16 protein-coding genes and 1 pseudogene are annotated in these 14,463 nt (G+C 63.4%); 3 read left to right on the forward strand and 14 right to left on the reverse strand.

Features of this window, described 5'->3' with window-relative positions:
• Positions 1-36: 36 nt before the first annotated feature.
• From tnpC to BB334_RS10505, 14 genes and pseudogenes are all read right to left on the reverse strand, one after another.
• A complete protein-coding gene (gene tnpC, locus BB334_RS10445; RefSeq protein WP_068806079.1) occupies positions 37-1,716 on the reverse strand; it encodes an IS66 family transposase in 1,680 nt (559 codons plus the stop codon).
• 22 nt (positions 1,717-1,738) lie between these two features.
• Positions 1,739-2,098, reverse strand: a complete 360-nt coding sequence (tnpB, locus tag BB334_RS10450; protein ID WP_068804609.1) for an IS66 family insertion sequence element accessory protein TnpB — start codon at positions 2,096-2,098, stop codon at positions 1,739-1,741.
• On the reverse strand, positions 2,098-2,415 hold the full coding sequence (gene tnpA, locus BB334_RS10455; RefSeq protein ID WP_068804612.1) for an IS66 family insertion sequence element accessory protein TnpA: 318 nt from the start codon (positions 2,413-2,415) through the stop codon (positions 2,098-2,100). The genes tnpB (BB334_RS10450) and tnpA (BB334_RS10455) overlap by 1 nt, the downstream gene beginning before the upstream one ends.
• Before the next feature lie 82 nt (positions 2,416-2,497).
• Positions 2,498-2,814 (reverse strand): annotated as a pseudogene (locus tag BB334_RS10460) (IS1634 family transposase); the annotation flags it as partial.
• A gap of 92 nt (positions 2,815-2,906) precedes the next feature.
• A complete protein-coding gene (locus BB334_RS10465) occupies positions 2,907-3,281 on the reverse strand; it encodes an IS66 family transposase (protein WP_068808243.1) in 375 nt (124 codons plus the stop codon).
• Between the two features lie 57 nt (positions 3,282-3,338).
• A complete protein-coding gene (gene tnpB / locus BB334_RS10470; protein ID WP_068808246.1) occupies positions 3,339-3,683 on the reverse strand; it encodes an IS66 family insertion sequence element accessory protein TnpB in 345 nt (114 codons plus the stop codon).
• Complete coding sequence (gene tnpA / locus BB334_RS10475) at positions 3,680-4,066, reverse strand: IS66-like element accessory protein TnpA (protein WP_068808249.1); 387 nt, start codon at positions 4,064-4,066, stop codon at positions 3,680-3,682. Before tnpA (BB334_RS10475) ends, tnpB (BB334_RS10470) begins: the two co-directional genes overlap by 4 nt.
• Positions 4,067-4,140: 74 nt before the next feature.
• Positions 4,141-5,808 carry an asparagine synthetase B family protein gene (locus tag BB334_RS18200; protein WP_158014397.1) on the reverse strand — a complete coding sequence of 556 codons (1,668 nt, stop codon included), beginning with the start codon at positions 5,806-5,808 and terminating at the stop codon, positions 4,141-4,143.
• A 191-nt stretch (positions 5,809-5,999) separates the two neighbouring features.
• Positions 6,000-7,322, reverse strand: a complete 1,323-nt coding sequence (locus tag BB334_RS10480) for an ISL3 family transposase (RefSeq protein WP_068803159.1) — start codon at positions 7,320-7,322, stop codon at positions 6,000-6,002.
• A 63-nt stretch (positions 7,323-7,385) separates the two neighbouring features.
• Positions 7,386-8,129 (reverse strand): sugar-transfer associated ATP-grasp domain-containing protein, encoded by a 744-nt coding sequence (locus BB334_RS10485; RefSeq protein WP_068808252.1) that lies wholly within the window; start codon positions 8,127-8,129, stop codon positions 7,386-7,388.
• A gap of 43 nt (positions 8,130-8,172) precedes the next feature.
• Positions 8,173-9,675 (reverse strand): lipopolysaccharide biosynthesis protein, encoded by a 1,503-nt coding sequence (locus tag BB334_RS10490; RefSeq protein WP_158014398.1) that lies wholly within the window; start codon positions 9,673-9,675, stop codon positions 8,173-8,175.
• Positions 9,672-10,553 (reverse strand): hydrolase 1, exosortase A system-associated, encoded by an 882-nt coding sequence (locus BB334_RS10495; RefSeq protein WP_068808257.1) that lies wholly within the window; start codon positions 10,551-10,553, stop codon positions 9,672-9,674. The genes BB334_RS10490 and BB334_RS10495 overlap by 4 nt, the downstream gene beginning before the upstream one ends.
• A complete protein-coding gene (locus BB334_RS10500) occupies positions 10,550-11,389 on the reverse strand; it encodes a hydrolase 2, exosortase A system-associated (protein WP_158014399.1) in 840 nt (279 codons plus the stop codon). Before BB334_RS10500 ends, BB334_RS10495 begins: the two co-directional genes overlap by 4 nt.
• A 7-nt stretch (positions 11,390-11,396) precedes the next feature.
• Positions 11,397-11,645, reverse strand: a complete 249-nt coding sequence (locus tag BB334_RS10505; protein WP_068808263.1) for an acyl carrier protein — start codon at positions 11,643-11,645, stop codon at positions 11,397-11,399.
• Positions 11,646-11,742: 97 nt separating this feature from the next.
• Here BB334_RS10505 and BB334_RS10510 point away from each other — a divergent pair, with 97 nt between their 5' ends.
• From BB334_RS10510 to BB334_RS10520, 3 genes are all read left to right on the forward strand, one after another.
• Positions 11,743-12,924 carry a carboxylate--amine ligase gene (locus BB334_RS10510; RefSeq protein ID WP_068808266.1) on the forward strand — a complete coding sequence of 394 codons (1,182 nt, stop codon included), beginning with the start codon at positions 11,743-11,745 and terminating at the stop codon, positions 12,922-12,924.
• Positions 12,924-13,514, forward strand: coding sequence for an arsenate-mycothiol transferase ArsC (locus BB334_RS10515; RefSeq protein WP_068808272.1), 591 nt, complete (start codon positions 12,924-12,926; stop codon positions 13,512-13,514). The genes BB334_RS10510 and BB334_RS10515 overlap by 1 nt, the downstream gene beginning before the upstream one ends.
• A gap of 2 nt (positions 13,515-13,516) precedes the next feature.
• On the forward strand, positions 13,517-14,463 hold a 947-nt coding region (locus BB334_RS10520), incomplete at its 3' end, for a polysaccharide deacetylase family protein (RefSeq protein ID WP_198531227.1).

Raw genomic sequence — 14,463 nt, forward strand, 5'->3', positions numbered from 1 at the left:
GTAAGCGCTCCACGAACCCCATCCTTCCGGGGCTCGCTACGCTGTGATCAACTGCTCAGCCTTGAGACTCCAGGGCAGGAGGGCCTCGAAGTGTTCGACGGTGGTCGCGGTAGGCAAGGCGCGCAGTACGTGGCGCAGCCACAGGTACGGCTCGACGTTGTTGGCCTTGGCGGTCTCGATCAGCGAGTAGATGAGCGCGCTGGCACGCGCGCCGGCCTGGGTGTCCGAGAAGAGCCACGCCTTCCTCCCAACGACGAAGGGTCGGATGGCGTTTTCGGCCGGGTTGTTGTCGATCGGCAGGTCGCCGCGCTCGAGGTAGCGCGTCAGTCGCGGCCACTGCCGATGCAGGTAGCCTAGGGCACCGCCGAGTATCGAGGTGGGCGGCACGGTGGGGAGCACCTGATCGAGCCAACCGCGAAGCTCACCGATGACGGCACGGCTTCGGCTCTGGCGTAGCGCCAGACGCTCGGCGTCGTTCAGTTCGCGCGCCTCCTTCTCGATGGCGTAGAGCTTGCCGATCAGGGCCAGCGCCTCGTGGGCGCGACCACGCTTGCCTTCGGGCAGCACCTTGCCGGCATCGACGAAACGACGGCGTGCATGGACCCAGCAACCGAGCCGGGTCACCCCTTCGGTGAAGGCAATGGCGCCGTAGCTCTCGAGCCCGTCGGCCATCAGATGCCCCTTCCAGCCTTCGAGCAGGCGCAAGGGCACCGCCTGCGCGCGGCTCGGATCGTACTCGAAGAGAATCACCGGCCTACCCGGCGGGCCACCGCGCTGCACCCACATCTGGCTCTTGCTGGTCGCCGCCCGGCCAGGCTCCTTGAGCACCTGGACCGGGGTTTCGTCCATGTGGATGACGTCGTGCCCGAGCAGCACATCGCGCATCAGGTTGGCGACCGGCTGCAGTGCCCGTGCGGTGCCGATCACCCAGCGCGCCAGGGTCTGGCGCGGCACGAGCACGCCTGCGCGGGCGAGCACGTACTCGAAACGCGCCAGCGGCAGCCCATCGACGTACTTGGTGACGAGCAGCATCGCCAGCAGGTCGTTGCTCGCGTTGCTCTTGGGTAGCACCTGCGCCGGGGCGCGGGCGCTGACGGGCGCCTGGTCGCCCTTGGGACAGCCGTAGCGCTTCTTGATGTGGCGCAGCACGCGCACCTGCATCGGCACGATATCGAGCTGTTCGCTGACGTCCTGGCCGATCTCGACCATGGGCGTGCCGCAGGCGCAGGTGCGCTCGGCCTCGGGGACGTCATGGATGACGTCGATGCGCGGCAGCTCGATGGGCAAGGGCTTGCGCTTGCCGCGCGCCTTCTTCTTGCCGGCGTCGGCCGGGGTCTGGCCAGACGGCTCGGTGGCCGGGGGCGGCAGAGTCGCGGTGTCGTCCGCCTCGGGTGCGGATGCGGCCAGCGCTTCGGCCTCGTCGAAGAGCCAGCCCTGGCCCGCGTGCGATTCGCTGCTGGGCCCGAACATGCGCCGACGCGCCAGGCGTAGTTGCTCGTAGATCTCGAGGATGCGCGCCTCGAAGGCCTTTTGCAGTTCCGCCTCGCGGGCATCAAAGGCTGCCTGCCGTTCGGCTTCACGTGCCTCGAACGCCTGCTGCTGTGCCAGCAGCAAAGCTTTGAGCGCCGCTGGATCGTCGGGCAACTGCTCGGGGAGGACGGATGCGCACACGCCGACGGCGGGGTTCGAGCGAGGGACGGCGGTACGTTGCGGCATGCCGGAATTATACCCGATCATGCTACGTAACTGATTGGTAATGCAGCGTTTTATGCGGTTTAGCCGCCCACAGATCGAAGCCTTCGAGCAGCCACTCAAGCTCCTTCATCGTCAGCGTGCAGGTGGGCTGGCCCGCCTCGGCCGCCGGCCAGGCGAAGCGCTCGGCTTCGAGTCGCTTGTACCAGAGGCAGAAGCCGTTGCGGTGCCAGTACAGCGCCTTGAGCTTGTCGCGGCGGCGGTTGATGAACAGGTACAGCGCGTCGCCGAACGGGTTTAGCCCCAGTTCCTGCTCGACCAGCGCCGACAGCCCGCCGATGGATTTGCGGAAGTCGATCGCCGGCCGGTACAGATACACCGCGCCGATGGTGTGCCCCGGATGCATCAGCGCCTCCGCTCCGAGAGCGCCGCCGACAGCGCGGCCAGCCAGTCGACGCCGGGCAGCGTCGCGCACTCGAGCCGCAGCTGTGCGCCGATCATTACCGTGCAGCCCGTGCGGGCCGTCATCGAAGGCTCGATCTGGATCGGAACGAATCCGCCAAGCTTGGCGCGGCTGCGGCGACCGCCGGCCACCAGGCGCTTACGCCATTGGTAAAGCGCTTGCGGCGACAGGCCCTCGCGCTCGGCGTAGGCCTTCGTGGTGATGCCCTCGGCCTCGATCGCCGACAGGTGCGACAACCAAAACGTGCTGCGCTCCGACATGCTCGTGCTCCCCGGAAAACGGAAGCCGAAGCATGCGGGCTCACCCAGGGCTACGTAAGGATGGGGTTCGTGGAGCGCTTACGGTGCGGCGCGTGCGCCGGAACACCCGGCGCAGCCCGGAGAAGCCGAGCGACTTCCAAAGTTCGGCAGCGCCCACACGTTACCGAGCGCGCGCGCGGACTCGAACGACACCGTGGGTGCTGGCGGCTTGGCGCCCATCGGTTCGCGGCCGGTGATCTTCAGCAGGCCATTGATCACCGCGTCGAGAGACCCATCGACCTGCTCGGCGCGGCCGAGCGTGGCGACGGTGCGCTTCTTTACCCGTCCGGCTTCGTCGCGATAGGACTCGACGAGTTGGACGTAGCGGCGACCTCCAGAGGTGGTGAGCTTGACGTGCATGATGCCGCCACTTGAACCACCTACAAAGCCTCGTCAATCTTGGGGGAGTCTGTTACAAACGTGCCACCACAGCACTTTTGCGGTCGCGGCCTTCAAACCCGCGCCGGTGCTGGAGGCACTTTCCGAAAAGGGGCGAAAATCGGGGTGAAGTGTCGAACCCCGGGTTCCTGGGTCTCGCGCGGCAAGTGCTCGGGCAACGGCTTGCGGGGTTCGGGCTTCTTGCGCTCGGTGCCGGGCTCGTCATCGACTGGCGCCTCGCCGCGTTCAGCCCGCAAGGTCTCGAGTTCCTCGAGCGAGAGCTCGAGTTGCCCGAGCATCTCGTTCATCTGCTCGGAGCGGCGGCCGAACTGCATCCGGCGCAGCTTGGCGATGACGAGCTTCAGGTGGGAGATCTCGGCGGCCTGCTCGCTGACCTTCGCCCGCAGGGCGGCAACTTCGTCAGGGGCGGGAGCGGTGGCGCAGGGCATGGCGTCATTATACCGACTGGATGTCGGCAAATGACGCCAAAGAACATCTATCGGCCGCTAAGCCGCGCGATTGGGCGCCGTTCGTACAGGCCTTCGCCAGTCGATCCCCTCGAGCAGCATCGACAGCTGCGCCGCCGTCAGCGACACCGCGCCGTCGCTTGCCTGCGGCCAGACGAACTTGCCGGCTTCGAGCCGTTTGGCCAGCAGGCACAGCCCGTCGCCGTCCCACCACAGCAGCTTCACCCGATCGCCGCGACGCCCCCGGAATACGAAGATCTGACCCGAGAACGGATTAGCCTGAAGTTGAGTCTGCACCAGCGCGGCCAGACCGTCGAAACCGCGCCGCATGTCGGTGACGCCGCAGGCCACCCAGATGCGGGTGCCCGCAGCCGGGCCGATCACCGCGCCAGGCTCGCCAGCACGCAATTGAGCACGGCCCGGTCCACGGTGCCGTGCACCCGAACCCGCGCGCCGGGCAACTCGATCTCGATCCGGCCTGCGGCCGCAGCGACGGCTGCTGCGTGGCATTCAGCCTCGGCCGCCACTGCACGCTCTTCTTGCAGTTCTACCGGTAACCACCTCATCGCCGGCGCCACCGCCGGCTTCGCTTGCGACTTCGCTATCCATTTGCGCACGAGGTTCGCATTGACCCCGTGGGCCAGGGCGACCGCTGCCACCGAAGCTCCCGGCGCCTGGCAGGCCGCGACAATCGCTTGTTTGAGCTCGGGCGAGCGCCGAATGTACGGCCCGCGCCTGACCGTTCCCGACGCCTTCTTAATCCCCATGGTGTCCACCCTCAAAAATGGTGGACACCTTCGCCGCTCAAGATGCCGCGCTCAAGACGGTGCTGGGATGACGCTTACGCTTTACGGTTTCCCTGCAACTCTAAAGCGGCCAGAGTGACCAAAACGCCTACAACATCTTCAACCGGCCGTCCCCTTCTGCGCTGTGACTCCAATCGTTCGATAACTGCTCGCCCGAAAACCTCCTCACACCATTCGGAGCGATCCACAAATTCTCCAACGCGACTCCGAAACTCCGGGCTCTTCCGAAATGCCCGACCAAAACTCGTCTCCGTATCTAACATGAATGTACGATTCGGAATAATATGATTCAAATTTCGCAAGAAGTAGGTCTTAAAACGACGACTAAACGATTTTTCTCGTCTTGCCAGCAACGGAAGTCCCGACTTGTCGTATCTAATCCGCGCCAGCCCTGAATCTAGGCGGCTAATCATATTCTTATAAAAAAAAGCGTTCGAACGCAGATTCCAAGGTAAATTCAGACCGAATTCCATGAGATCATTGTCGATTCCTGGAGTGCGAACGTCCAGAAAATTCTGATTGAGGCGAACTATGTTGTAAACGAGCCTCCTAGATCTATTTCTCATGTAATATTTCTGACTTGCCGCCAATCCATTAGAAGCTGTAAAGATTGACTCACTTAGTGACTCGACCATCTCTCTAAAACCAGGGGAACTCACGTCGACATCCAGCAGCTTGGCCCGGTACAGCGCTGAGTTTAGACTCTTTTCAAAAATCCTCCCCGGCTCAATCTGGGTTAAGAAACTCGCCTTAAACAGGAAGTCCTGAAAGAACCCATCAACGGTGGTTGTACAGCCATAGTCTGCCGCAAGACGCTGCGCACTGCCAACCAACCGCCAGTGCGCTGCGTTGAATTCCCCGGTCTCGATCGATAGGTCAATCTCGGTTACATTGTCCATCCAGTCCGCGGCCTTGAATATGTGGAGGTCTCCACCTAAGTACCTCGCAATGTCTCGGGCAATTGGCAGCTCGAAGTTACCAAGATCATCTGTATGAAACAATACTGATTTATCAATAAGTTCCGGGTGAATTGCGAGATTGCACCGAGAATCCAGCCCGCCTGTGACGGGGAGCGCGTAGACAGCATCCAAACTAACGTCCTCTAACGCACGTCGATGTGCGTATTCGAGCACAGCAATACCGTCGTCCAAATAATCTCCGAGTACGCCGTCATTTTTTTCGTTCACCCAAGCGCACCAGTACTCGCGCTGGGGCACGTAGCCCTGAGGTGTAAAAATGCCAATGGTAGCGGGTGGCACTAGGGCAACGTCCCTAACTGGCGTCACGGCCTCCAAAGGTTGCCCCAACAATGCCCACTGCAGAGCGCCGAGGCCACTGACTGCGCCACCTGCGACTCTAACTAAGTCAACCAAGCGGCTGGAAAAGAACACCACCCCATTCTTGGCAACATAGTAGAGAGGAATTGTGGCTAATCGATCTGTCGTAACCTTGAGAGTCCCGCCCCCCCAATCCTCAAATACGAGAAAGGCGCCGTTCCTCAATAGGGGATTTTCACTCGAAAAGGTAGAACTTCGATCACCAACGACCAGCGCTTCGTCGGAAGCGACAATCAAGTGACTCTTGTCACACTTTATTCGCACAGACCATCCAACCGCTTGATAAAGCGTAATATCGGCGCCATTCAAAAGTCCAAATGCATCATCCAACGGCATCGACCCGCACACACCCTGAATAACTATCACAAAACGCCCTCAATCAAAAAAGTAATTCGGACGATTCCGTAAAATATTACGACTAATCCGGAAATCAAATAGGCTTCTATGTAATTCTGGCACGCACAAGATCGACGCCCGCAAGCTCTCGCCCGAAGCCCTAAAGCAGAGTCACCGCCAAGCGTTTGGGCTCTATGCCGTTTCCAGTGGAAATTGACTTCTCAACAAACATGACGGTAGCGCCCGTAGTCGCGGGCGACGGCCGGCACCAGGGGGTTCTGCGGTAGATGCTTGAGCTTGGACATGCGCAGGTAGGCCATGGCGATGAAGTTCTCGATGTTGCGGAAGCCTCGGGCGGCGGTCTTCGTCTGTTGGAGCAGGCCGTTCATCGCTTCGACGTAGGCGTTGCTGCGTCCGTCGAGCATGCCGCGCACGACGCCGCCGAGGTGCGCCTTCAGGGTGAGGGCCAGCCGCTTGAAAGGCTCGAGGCGGCTGCGGCGCGCCCAGCTCAGCCATTTGTTCATGGCACCTTGTGCGATCTCCTCGCTGTTGCTCGCGGCTGCATCGCGATAGACCAGCCGCAGTGCCTGCTTCAGGCGCCAGGCGCGCGCGCTCTTCAGATTCGAGCGTTGCAGCCAGTGCATCGCCTCGAACTGGGCACGGGTCCAGCTCACCGGGTTCTTGCGCATCCCCCACAGCAGCTGACGCAGCGTCTTCTTGCTCTGTGCGCCGACCGCTTCGCGCACCGCTGCCGCCGAGCTACGCACCTCTTCGCGACGCACCTCGTCCATCGCCGCGTTGGCCAGCGCCACGACATGAAAGCGGTCGTAGCTGATCCGGGCATGGGGCAGCGACTGGCCGATTCCCTTGGCGTAGGCCGCGCTCATGTCGATACAGGCGTGCTCAATGGCCAGCGGATCGCCGCCGTGCGCACGCATGTCCTGGGCAAAGGCCTGCAACGTGCCGTGATCGCGGCCGGGAGTGGCAAACAGCAGGCGCTTGGCTTCAAGGTCATGCACGACGGTGATGTACGCGTGCCCGCGCTTGACGCTGGTCTCGTCGATGCCAACGTAACGGACGCCCGACATGTCGTCCTTGGCGCGGGCCACCTCGACGTAATGGCGCACGCGGCGCCACAGGCGCTTCGGGGCAACCCGCAACTGGTTGGCTGCCTGGCGCACCGGCATCTCTTGGCACAGCGACAGGCTCAGCGCCTCGAACAGCAGGGTAAAGCCGCTCCCCTCACGCGCCCACGGCACCGGCAGCTGCGTGGTCTTGCCGCAGCCGTTGCACTGCACGCGCGGGATCTCGGCATGCAGCCACGCTTCGAACTGAAAGAAATCCAGGTGACGCCAGCTGCGCCGCACCCGATCGTGGATCAGCTGGTGCTCGGCCCCACACGCCGGACACGTTGCACGGCCGCCGGTGTGCTCGACCTCGAAGTCGATCCGCCGCTTGGCTATGTTGAGCTCGACCTTGGCGACGTGCCAGGGCGGCTGCAGGCCAAGTGCGGTGGTGAAGAGGGCTTCGATCTGGGTGTTCATCGGGCGCAAGGTCGGCGTCAGGTTCGGGCGGTTGTACCACCGATCGTCATGTTTGTTGAGAAGTCAATTTCCACTGGAAACGGCACAGAGCCTCTGAACATCGACACCGACCGACAATCCACCCTTGTCCCAATTGTCAGCGGAACTGCCCTTGCGTCCGAGACGCAAGGCTGCAAGGTGGACCTTGCAGTCACCTTCGGCGCCCACAAACGTGATCACCCGGAACGTGTTCACCGTATGGGGATTCAATTCGAGCATGAATTGATGCTGCTCGATATAGGGCTGGATCAGCCAACCGTAATATCCGCCGTCATAATCGCTGAAGGCGTCGCGGGGGAGCGACGCGATGAACTCGGTCAGGGTCATCTGCCCGTTCGACGTCATCACGCTCGCGCGATCGCCCCCCTCGCGCGCTACTCGGGCGACGATGATGTTGTGCCCCTGCCGGCCACCCCTCGGTTTGAACACGAGCTTCTGCTCGGGAACGACAGGGATCGCGCGAAGCAGGTCATCGGCCGCGTTGAGCGGCGCGCCATGCGACGTCATTCCGCAGGCCGGATGAAAGAGCCCGTAGCTCCCCGGTACCGGAAGACCCAGTTTCGAAAAGTAGAGTTCGCTGACCCACTTGTCCTCAAGCAGGTGTTTCTGGGCGCTGCTATTGACCTTCGGTCGAAAGACCAGGTGGTTAGCCCGATTCGATAGAAAGCGCGTTGCATCGTGCGGATCATCGAGATCGGCAAACTTGTAGAGATCGTATTCCTCTTCGGTGAACCCCGATCCAATCGTTCTCAGCCTTGCAAGCATCATCGAGTTTCAACCTCCAAGAACACTGCCCCAGCGCTGTCGCCCGTCACGCTCTGTCCCTCAGCCAACTCGATGGCAGGTGCGTCCTGACCTTCGGATGTCGCAAGAAGCGCAACTCGACCCCATGCGGCCTGCCAGCCATCAGCCACGCACCTAGCATCGCGAGAAGGTAGGCAAGCGCACCCGCAACGGCGGAAACCAGCAGAACTCCAAACGCAACCAGCGCCGAGTCGCTTTCCGGCAGCGCGCCCAGCACGGAGACGACAACGAGCGACATCGCCACGGTAGACAGCAGCGGACGCCACATGACCTTCATCAGCTCGAAGCGCCCGAGGCCCAAGGCGCGGCTGACCAGCCGGACTCCCGCAGGAAGCGTGAGGACGGATCCAAGCACTCTCGCCCACGCCGCCATCTCGATGCCATGGCCGTTGGTCAGCCAGTAGATCAAGAATGGATACATGATTGCAAGCTCGAGCGTGGTCATGATGCCAACCCAATAAGGACGTCCGAGTGCCATGAACAGCGTGTGCCGGTTTCCGTGAAAGATCTTAGTCGCACCGTACACACCGAGGATCTGGATCAAGGGAGCGGCGGCCTCCCAGCCTGGCCCCAGCAATATTTGAACGATCAGCTCAGCGAGAAGGACCACACCAATTGCGGCAGGTAGCGTCACCGCGGTCACCGCCCCCTGAGAGGCGACGTATGCGTTCCGAAGGGCAGGCCGATCATCCAAGAGCTTTGAGAAACCTGGAAACACAGCCCGCATGATCGGACCGTAGAGCTCCGTCGTCGGCAGCGATGCGATGTCGTTCGAAACGCGATAGGCCCCCAGCGGCTGTGGGCCGAGGAAGCGGCCGATCACGAAGTCCGCCCCCCTGTCTCGCGCGTAGATGGTGAAGTTATTGAAGACGAGCCAGGATGAGAATCCGAGCATCTCGCGCCAAGCGCTGACACAGAAGCGCGGACGATACGAATGCATCGCATAACTCAATCCAACGCCGATGACCTGAGAAAGCAGCGTTCCGAGTGCGAGCGCCCAGTAGCTGCGAAAGTAGACCGCCAGCGCAACCGTGCCGCCTACCGCCAGAAGCTTCTTCAAGAGCTGGAAGCGAAATTCCAGATTGAATTCGAGTTCCTTCCGGAATGCCACCACCCCAATGTTCTCGAGCCCACTGATGAAGGCAATCGAGGCGTAGACGTACATCACCTCGGTGAGCCGAGGCTCGTCGTAGAAGGCGGCCACATGAGGGGCGCCGGCGACAATCACGAGGGCTGCGACGGACTTGAACGCAAGCCCGAGCGTCCACGCTGTATCGAAATGCTCGCGCGTCGCATTCTGCTTGCGAATCAGCGCGAGATCGAACCCGAGAATCGTGATGAGTTCCACCAGCGCCGCTACGGAAAGCGCCATCGCGATCAGGCCGAAATCGGCAGGCACCAGCAGCCGGGCCAGGACGGCGGTGCTGATCAGGCCCAGGCTTCGCTGCAGCAACCTCAGCCCGACCATCCACGCCGCTCCCGCGGCAACCTTCGAACCCAGATTTTTCACGGTAACGCCCGATGGACACTCGGCGCTGATGATGACGTACGCTCGCGCAGCCAGTCGACCGTTACCCGCTCGACAGCGTGCTTCCATTCACGACGGGAGAAGGTGTGGTCGGCATTCGGGACTTCGACGAAATCGGGCCCCGCGTGCATCGCCTCGCGCCAAAGCGGATGCGTCCGGCAGAAATCGGCAAACTCGCGCGCGGTGAGATCGTTACCACTGAGGATCACCAGCGTCCGCCCTCTCATCCGCTCCCAACCTTGTCCCATGCGGTCGATGAACGAGCGTGTTGCGGGCGCACCGTCCTGGCGTCCATGCCGGGCGTAAAGCCGCTTCTTCACGGCGCCCGCCAGGCCGGCGAGCGAGCGCCGGATCGCCACCTCGCCCGCGAGCATCCGCTTCCAGAAGCCGAGCGACAGCACCTGCCCCTTGTAGTAGTGATTGATCCTCGCCGCAGCGAGCGAAGCTTCCGTCCTCACCCAGGGGTTGAGGGCGACGATGCCCTGCACCCGGGGGTCGGTGGGCGCGTGGATGAAGGCCGCCGACGCGCCGTCGCACAGCCCCCAGATCACCACGCCGTCGAGGTCGGGTACGGCCTTCATCAAGGTGTCGATCGCGGCCCGGATGTCGTCATCGACCGCATCGAAGCTGCGCTGTGGGGCGGCGCTGTCGCCCATTCCGCGATAATCGAAGCGCAGGCAGGCGAACCCCGCCGCCGCGAGGGCGCGGGCCAGCGATACGAACTGGCGATGGCTCCCGGCGCGATACTGTGGGCCACCGACCACGACCAGCACGCCGAGCCGCTGGGCCCGCTCCGGCACGTTCAGGACGCCGACCAGCGCATCGCCGTCGCAGGAGAACACCAGAGGCCGCTCGCTCATGCGATCACCGCTTCGTCGCCCTGCAGGGCGAGCCTGGACTTCGCCAGCAACTCGTCCGCCACCTCGATCTCCTGCGTCTGCCAGAAGGCGGGGCCGAACACGACATGCGCCCGCAGATCCACGCCATGCACGAGGCAATCGGCCTTGATGCGGTCGAGTGCGGGCGTATTCGTGGACGCACCCGCGGCGGTGAGCTGGAACCAGTGCACACCCTGCGGCGCGTGCAGGGCCTCGACGCGCGCTGCCTCCATGCCCCTGGCCAGCGCGGGGGAGATCTCGTAGCCAGCGACCTCGATCGTCTCCCCGCGCGCCAGACGCTGCGGCGGCGACGAGTCCCTCTCGCTGGCACTGCCTGCCTTGCCGACCATCTGGGCCGCCTTCAGCAGCCGCAGGAACTGCTGCAGGTGCTGCTTGCCGCTGGTGACGGGTTGCCAGAGCAGGAGCCCGCAATCGAGCCGCAACCTGGCGGAGGCCTCGCACGCCAGCAGGGCGCCAAGCCGCAAGCCCCACAGCCAGACCGGCCCGCCCGCCTGCGCGGTGGCCCAGTCGTACGCGTCGCGGACGTCCTGCAGCCAGCCCTCCCAGGTCGCGGTGGCGAACTCGCCCTCGCTGTCGCCGCAGCCGCCGAGGTCGAGCTGCAGTACGCGCCAACCTTCGCGCGCCCAAGCCTCGGCGGCCAGCGCCACCATGCGGCGCGACTTGTTCATCTCCTCGGCGAAGGCGTGGACATGCACGATGGTGCCGCGAGGCGCGGCCCCGTCAGCCGGCCCGCGCAGGACGCAGAAACGGAAACCGCGCGCGGTGTGGAGATGAAAGGCTTCGAGCGTGGTCGACACGTACGCCTCAGGAGACCTTGGCCTTGATCGCATCGACCAGCGTTCCGACGGTGGCGAAGGTCTGCCCGTCGATTTCGTCGTCGTCGAAGAAGATCTCGAAGCGCTCCTCGAGCGCGCCGATGACACCGACCACGGCCATCGAGTCGAGTTCGGGCAAGGCGCCGAGCAGCGGCGAGTCGGCGGTCATGCCGGCGGAACGCCCTTGCAGGCCGAGGATTTCGTCCAGCACGGACAGCACTTCTGCATGGATATCCAAGATCTACTCCCTGTTTCGCATAATGCATGCAAGTGTAACTGCGCAGCTCGTGACAGAATATGCGCAAGTTCACCATTCTCTACTGCAACCAGACAGCATGCTCAACACGCCTCATTCTCCAGTTGCCATCGTCGTAGGCCTTTGCGCCCACGGGGTCGGCATGGTACGCAGTCTGCATCGGGCAGGCGTGCCTGTGCTCGCCCTCGAGGCGAATCTGGCCTTGCCTGGCGTACGCACCCGCTGCGCCGAAGTGCGTATTGTGCCCGACATAAACGGCGAAGGCCTCATCGATGCACTCGTCAAGCTGGCCTCTGACACGCCTGAGGCCCAGGATGGTGTGCTGCTGCTCACCAATGACAAGATGGTCGAGATCGTCGGTCGCCATGCGGCGCTCGTGTCTCGCCACTTCAGGCTGAGTTGGGGCCACGCGGCGACTGCGCTGCTGCCCTTGCTGGCCAAGGACCGCATCGAGGCACGCTGCCGGGAGGTCGGGCTCGACTACCCGACCTCGGTGCTTCTGACCCGGTTCGACGATGCACCCCGCGCACTGGCCGACCTCGCGTTTCCGGTGATCGCCAAACCCACGCGCCCGGTGTCCGCGTTCAAAACTCAAGTATCCGCCTCGATCGACGCATTCATGGGGGCACGCCGGCGGATGGAAGGCAGCATGCCGCTCGTGGTGCAGGAGTTCATTCCCGGCAACGACTCGGCGATCCGCTTCGGAGCGCTCTACCTCGACCATGGCCGAGTGCTGGCCCGCTTCGAGGGCCGGAAGCTGCGCTCGCGGCCGATGGGGCACACCACGATCGCGGTATCCGAGCCCGACGACGAAGTCCACGCCCTCGCTTGCCGGTTTTTCGAGGGGCTCGAGCTGTCCGGCCCTGCTTCGCTGGAGCTCAAGCGCGACCCCGCGGGCAAATACTGGGTGATCGAGCCCACGGTGGGGCGCACCGACTTCTGGGCCGGGCTGTGCGCGGCGAACGGGGTCGATCTGACACTGATCGAATACGCGGCCATGGCGGGTCGGCACTTGCCCCCGACAACGCAGCGCCGGACCCACCTCTGGATCAACGGTGACCGCGATCCTGCCGCTCTGCTCTGGCTACTGCGCAATGCACCTGGACAGATCATGGCGGCGAGGGTGAAAGGCGTCTATCTCGATCTTCACGACGGGGGACCGTCGCTGGTCTCCGCGGGACGTTTCCTCGGGGCGATCCCGGGGCGGATCGTTCGGCGCGGGCTGAGGGCGATCGCTTCCACGCGGGGGGAAAAGCGGTGATGCTCAATTTTCGGCGCCTGGTTCGCTTGATCGAAACCAATCACGGCACGCACCGCGGCTGGGTACGCTACCTGCTGGGCCAATTCGAGGGCGTCGCCGGTCCGCACGATCGTTTTCGGAGCATCGCCCCGGAACGCGTGGGGCGACTCGTGTTCGTGTGCCTGGGCAACATCAATCGCAGCGCATTCGCACACGCAGTGGCGGCGCGCGAGCCGGTGGAATGCATCTCGCTCGGTCTGTCGACAACGACCGGCGCGCCCGCCACGCAGATGGCGCAAGAGGTCGGACGTGAATTCGGGGTTTCGCTTGAGGGACATGCGGCCACCGACATCAGCAAATACGGGCCGAGAAGCGACGACCTCCTGCTGGTGATGGAGCTGCGTCACGCCCACCGGTTGGCGAACCGCGGAATCCCGCAGGAGCAGATCGCATTGCTTGGCCACTGGGCGCGCCCGATCCGTTATCACATTCACGATCCAGAGAAGCTCTCGCGTGACTACTATCGGAGCTGTTTCGGCGTGATCCTGCCCGCCGTCACCAACCTGGTGAACGAGCTGAAGCAGGCCAACAGTCCGAGCGTCCGCCGATGAATGTGTTCCTGACCTTCGACATCGAGATCTGGTGCAACGACTGGAATGCGCTCGACGAGCGCTTTCCAGCCGCCTTTGCCCGCTATGTGTATGGCCGTTCCCACGCAGGTGATTACGCCCTGCCCAAGACGCTGGAGATCCTCAACCGCCACGGTCTGCATGGGGTTTTCTTCGTCGAGCCGCTCTTCGCCGCGCGCTTCGGCGTCGAACATCTCGCGGAGCTCACCGCCCTCATTCGCGAAGCGGGCCAGGAAGTGCAGATGCACCTTCACCCGGAATGGACCGACGAGATCCGTCCGCAAGTGTTCCCCGACAAGCCCTTCAAGCGCCAGCACCTGATCCACTACTCTCGCGAGGAACAGACGGCGCTGATGCGGCGCGGCCTCGCGCTGCTTGCCGAGGCGGGTAACCGTGAGATCACCGCGTTTCGGGCCGGCAGTTTCGCTGCGAACGCCGACACCCTGACTGCCGTCAAGGCATGCGGCCTCGACGTCGATTCCAGCCTCAACATGCTCTATCCGTATTCCGGCGAGGACGTTCGCGCAGAAGGTGATTTCTACTTCCCGCGCGAGCGAGACGGGCTGAAACTGCTGCCAATGACGGTATTTCGCGATGGATGGGGGAGCCTCCGCCATGCGCAGATCGGCGCCTGTGGCGTTGCCGAGCTTTGCCATGCGATCGAGAATTCAGCCGACCGCAATCACCCCTGCTTCACGATCCTCTCCCACAACTTCGAGATGCTTCGCGCCGGCGCAAGCCAGCCGGACCGCGTCGTGGCGGGCCGCTTCGAAAGGCTGTGCCGCTTTCTCGGCGAAAATCGCGACAGCTTCCCGACTGCCGGGCTCCGATCAATGCCCCCACTTCACGACATGCCTCGTGATGCAAGCCTCGCCGACGTGGGCCGACTCGCGACCCTCCGGCGCTTTGCCGGGCAGGCCGCGCGGCGGCT

Source organism: Thauera phenolivorans, from assembly GCF_001696715.1.
Taxonomy (GTDB): domain Bacteria; phylum Pseudomonadota; class Gammaproteobacteria; order Burkholderiales; family Rhodocyclaceae; genus Thauera; species Thauera phenolivorans.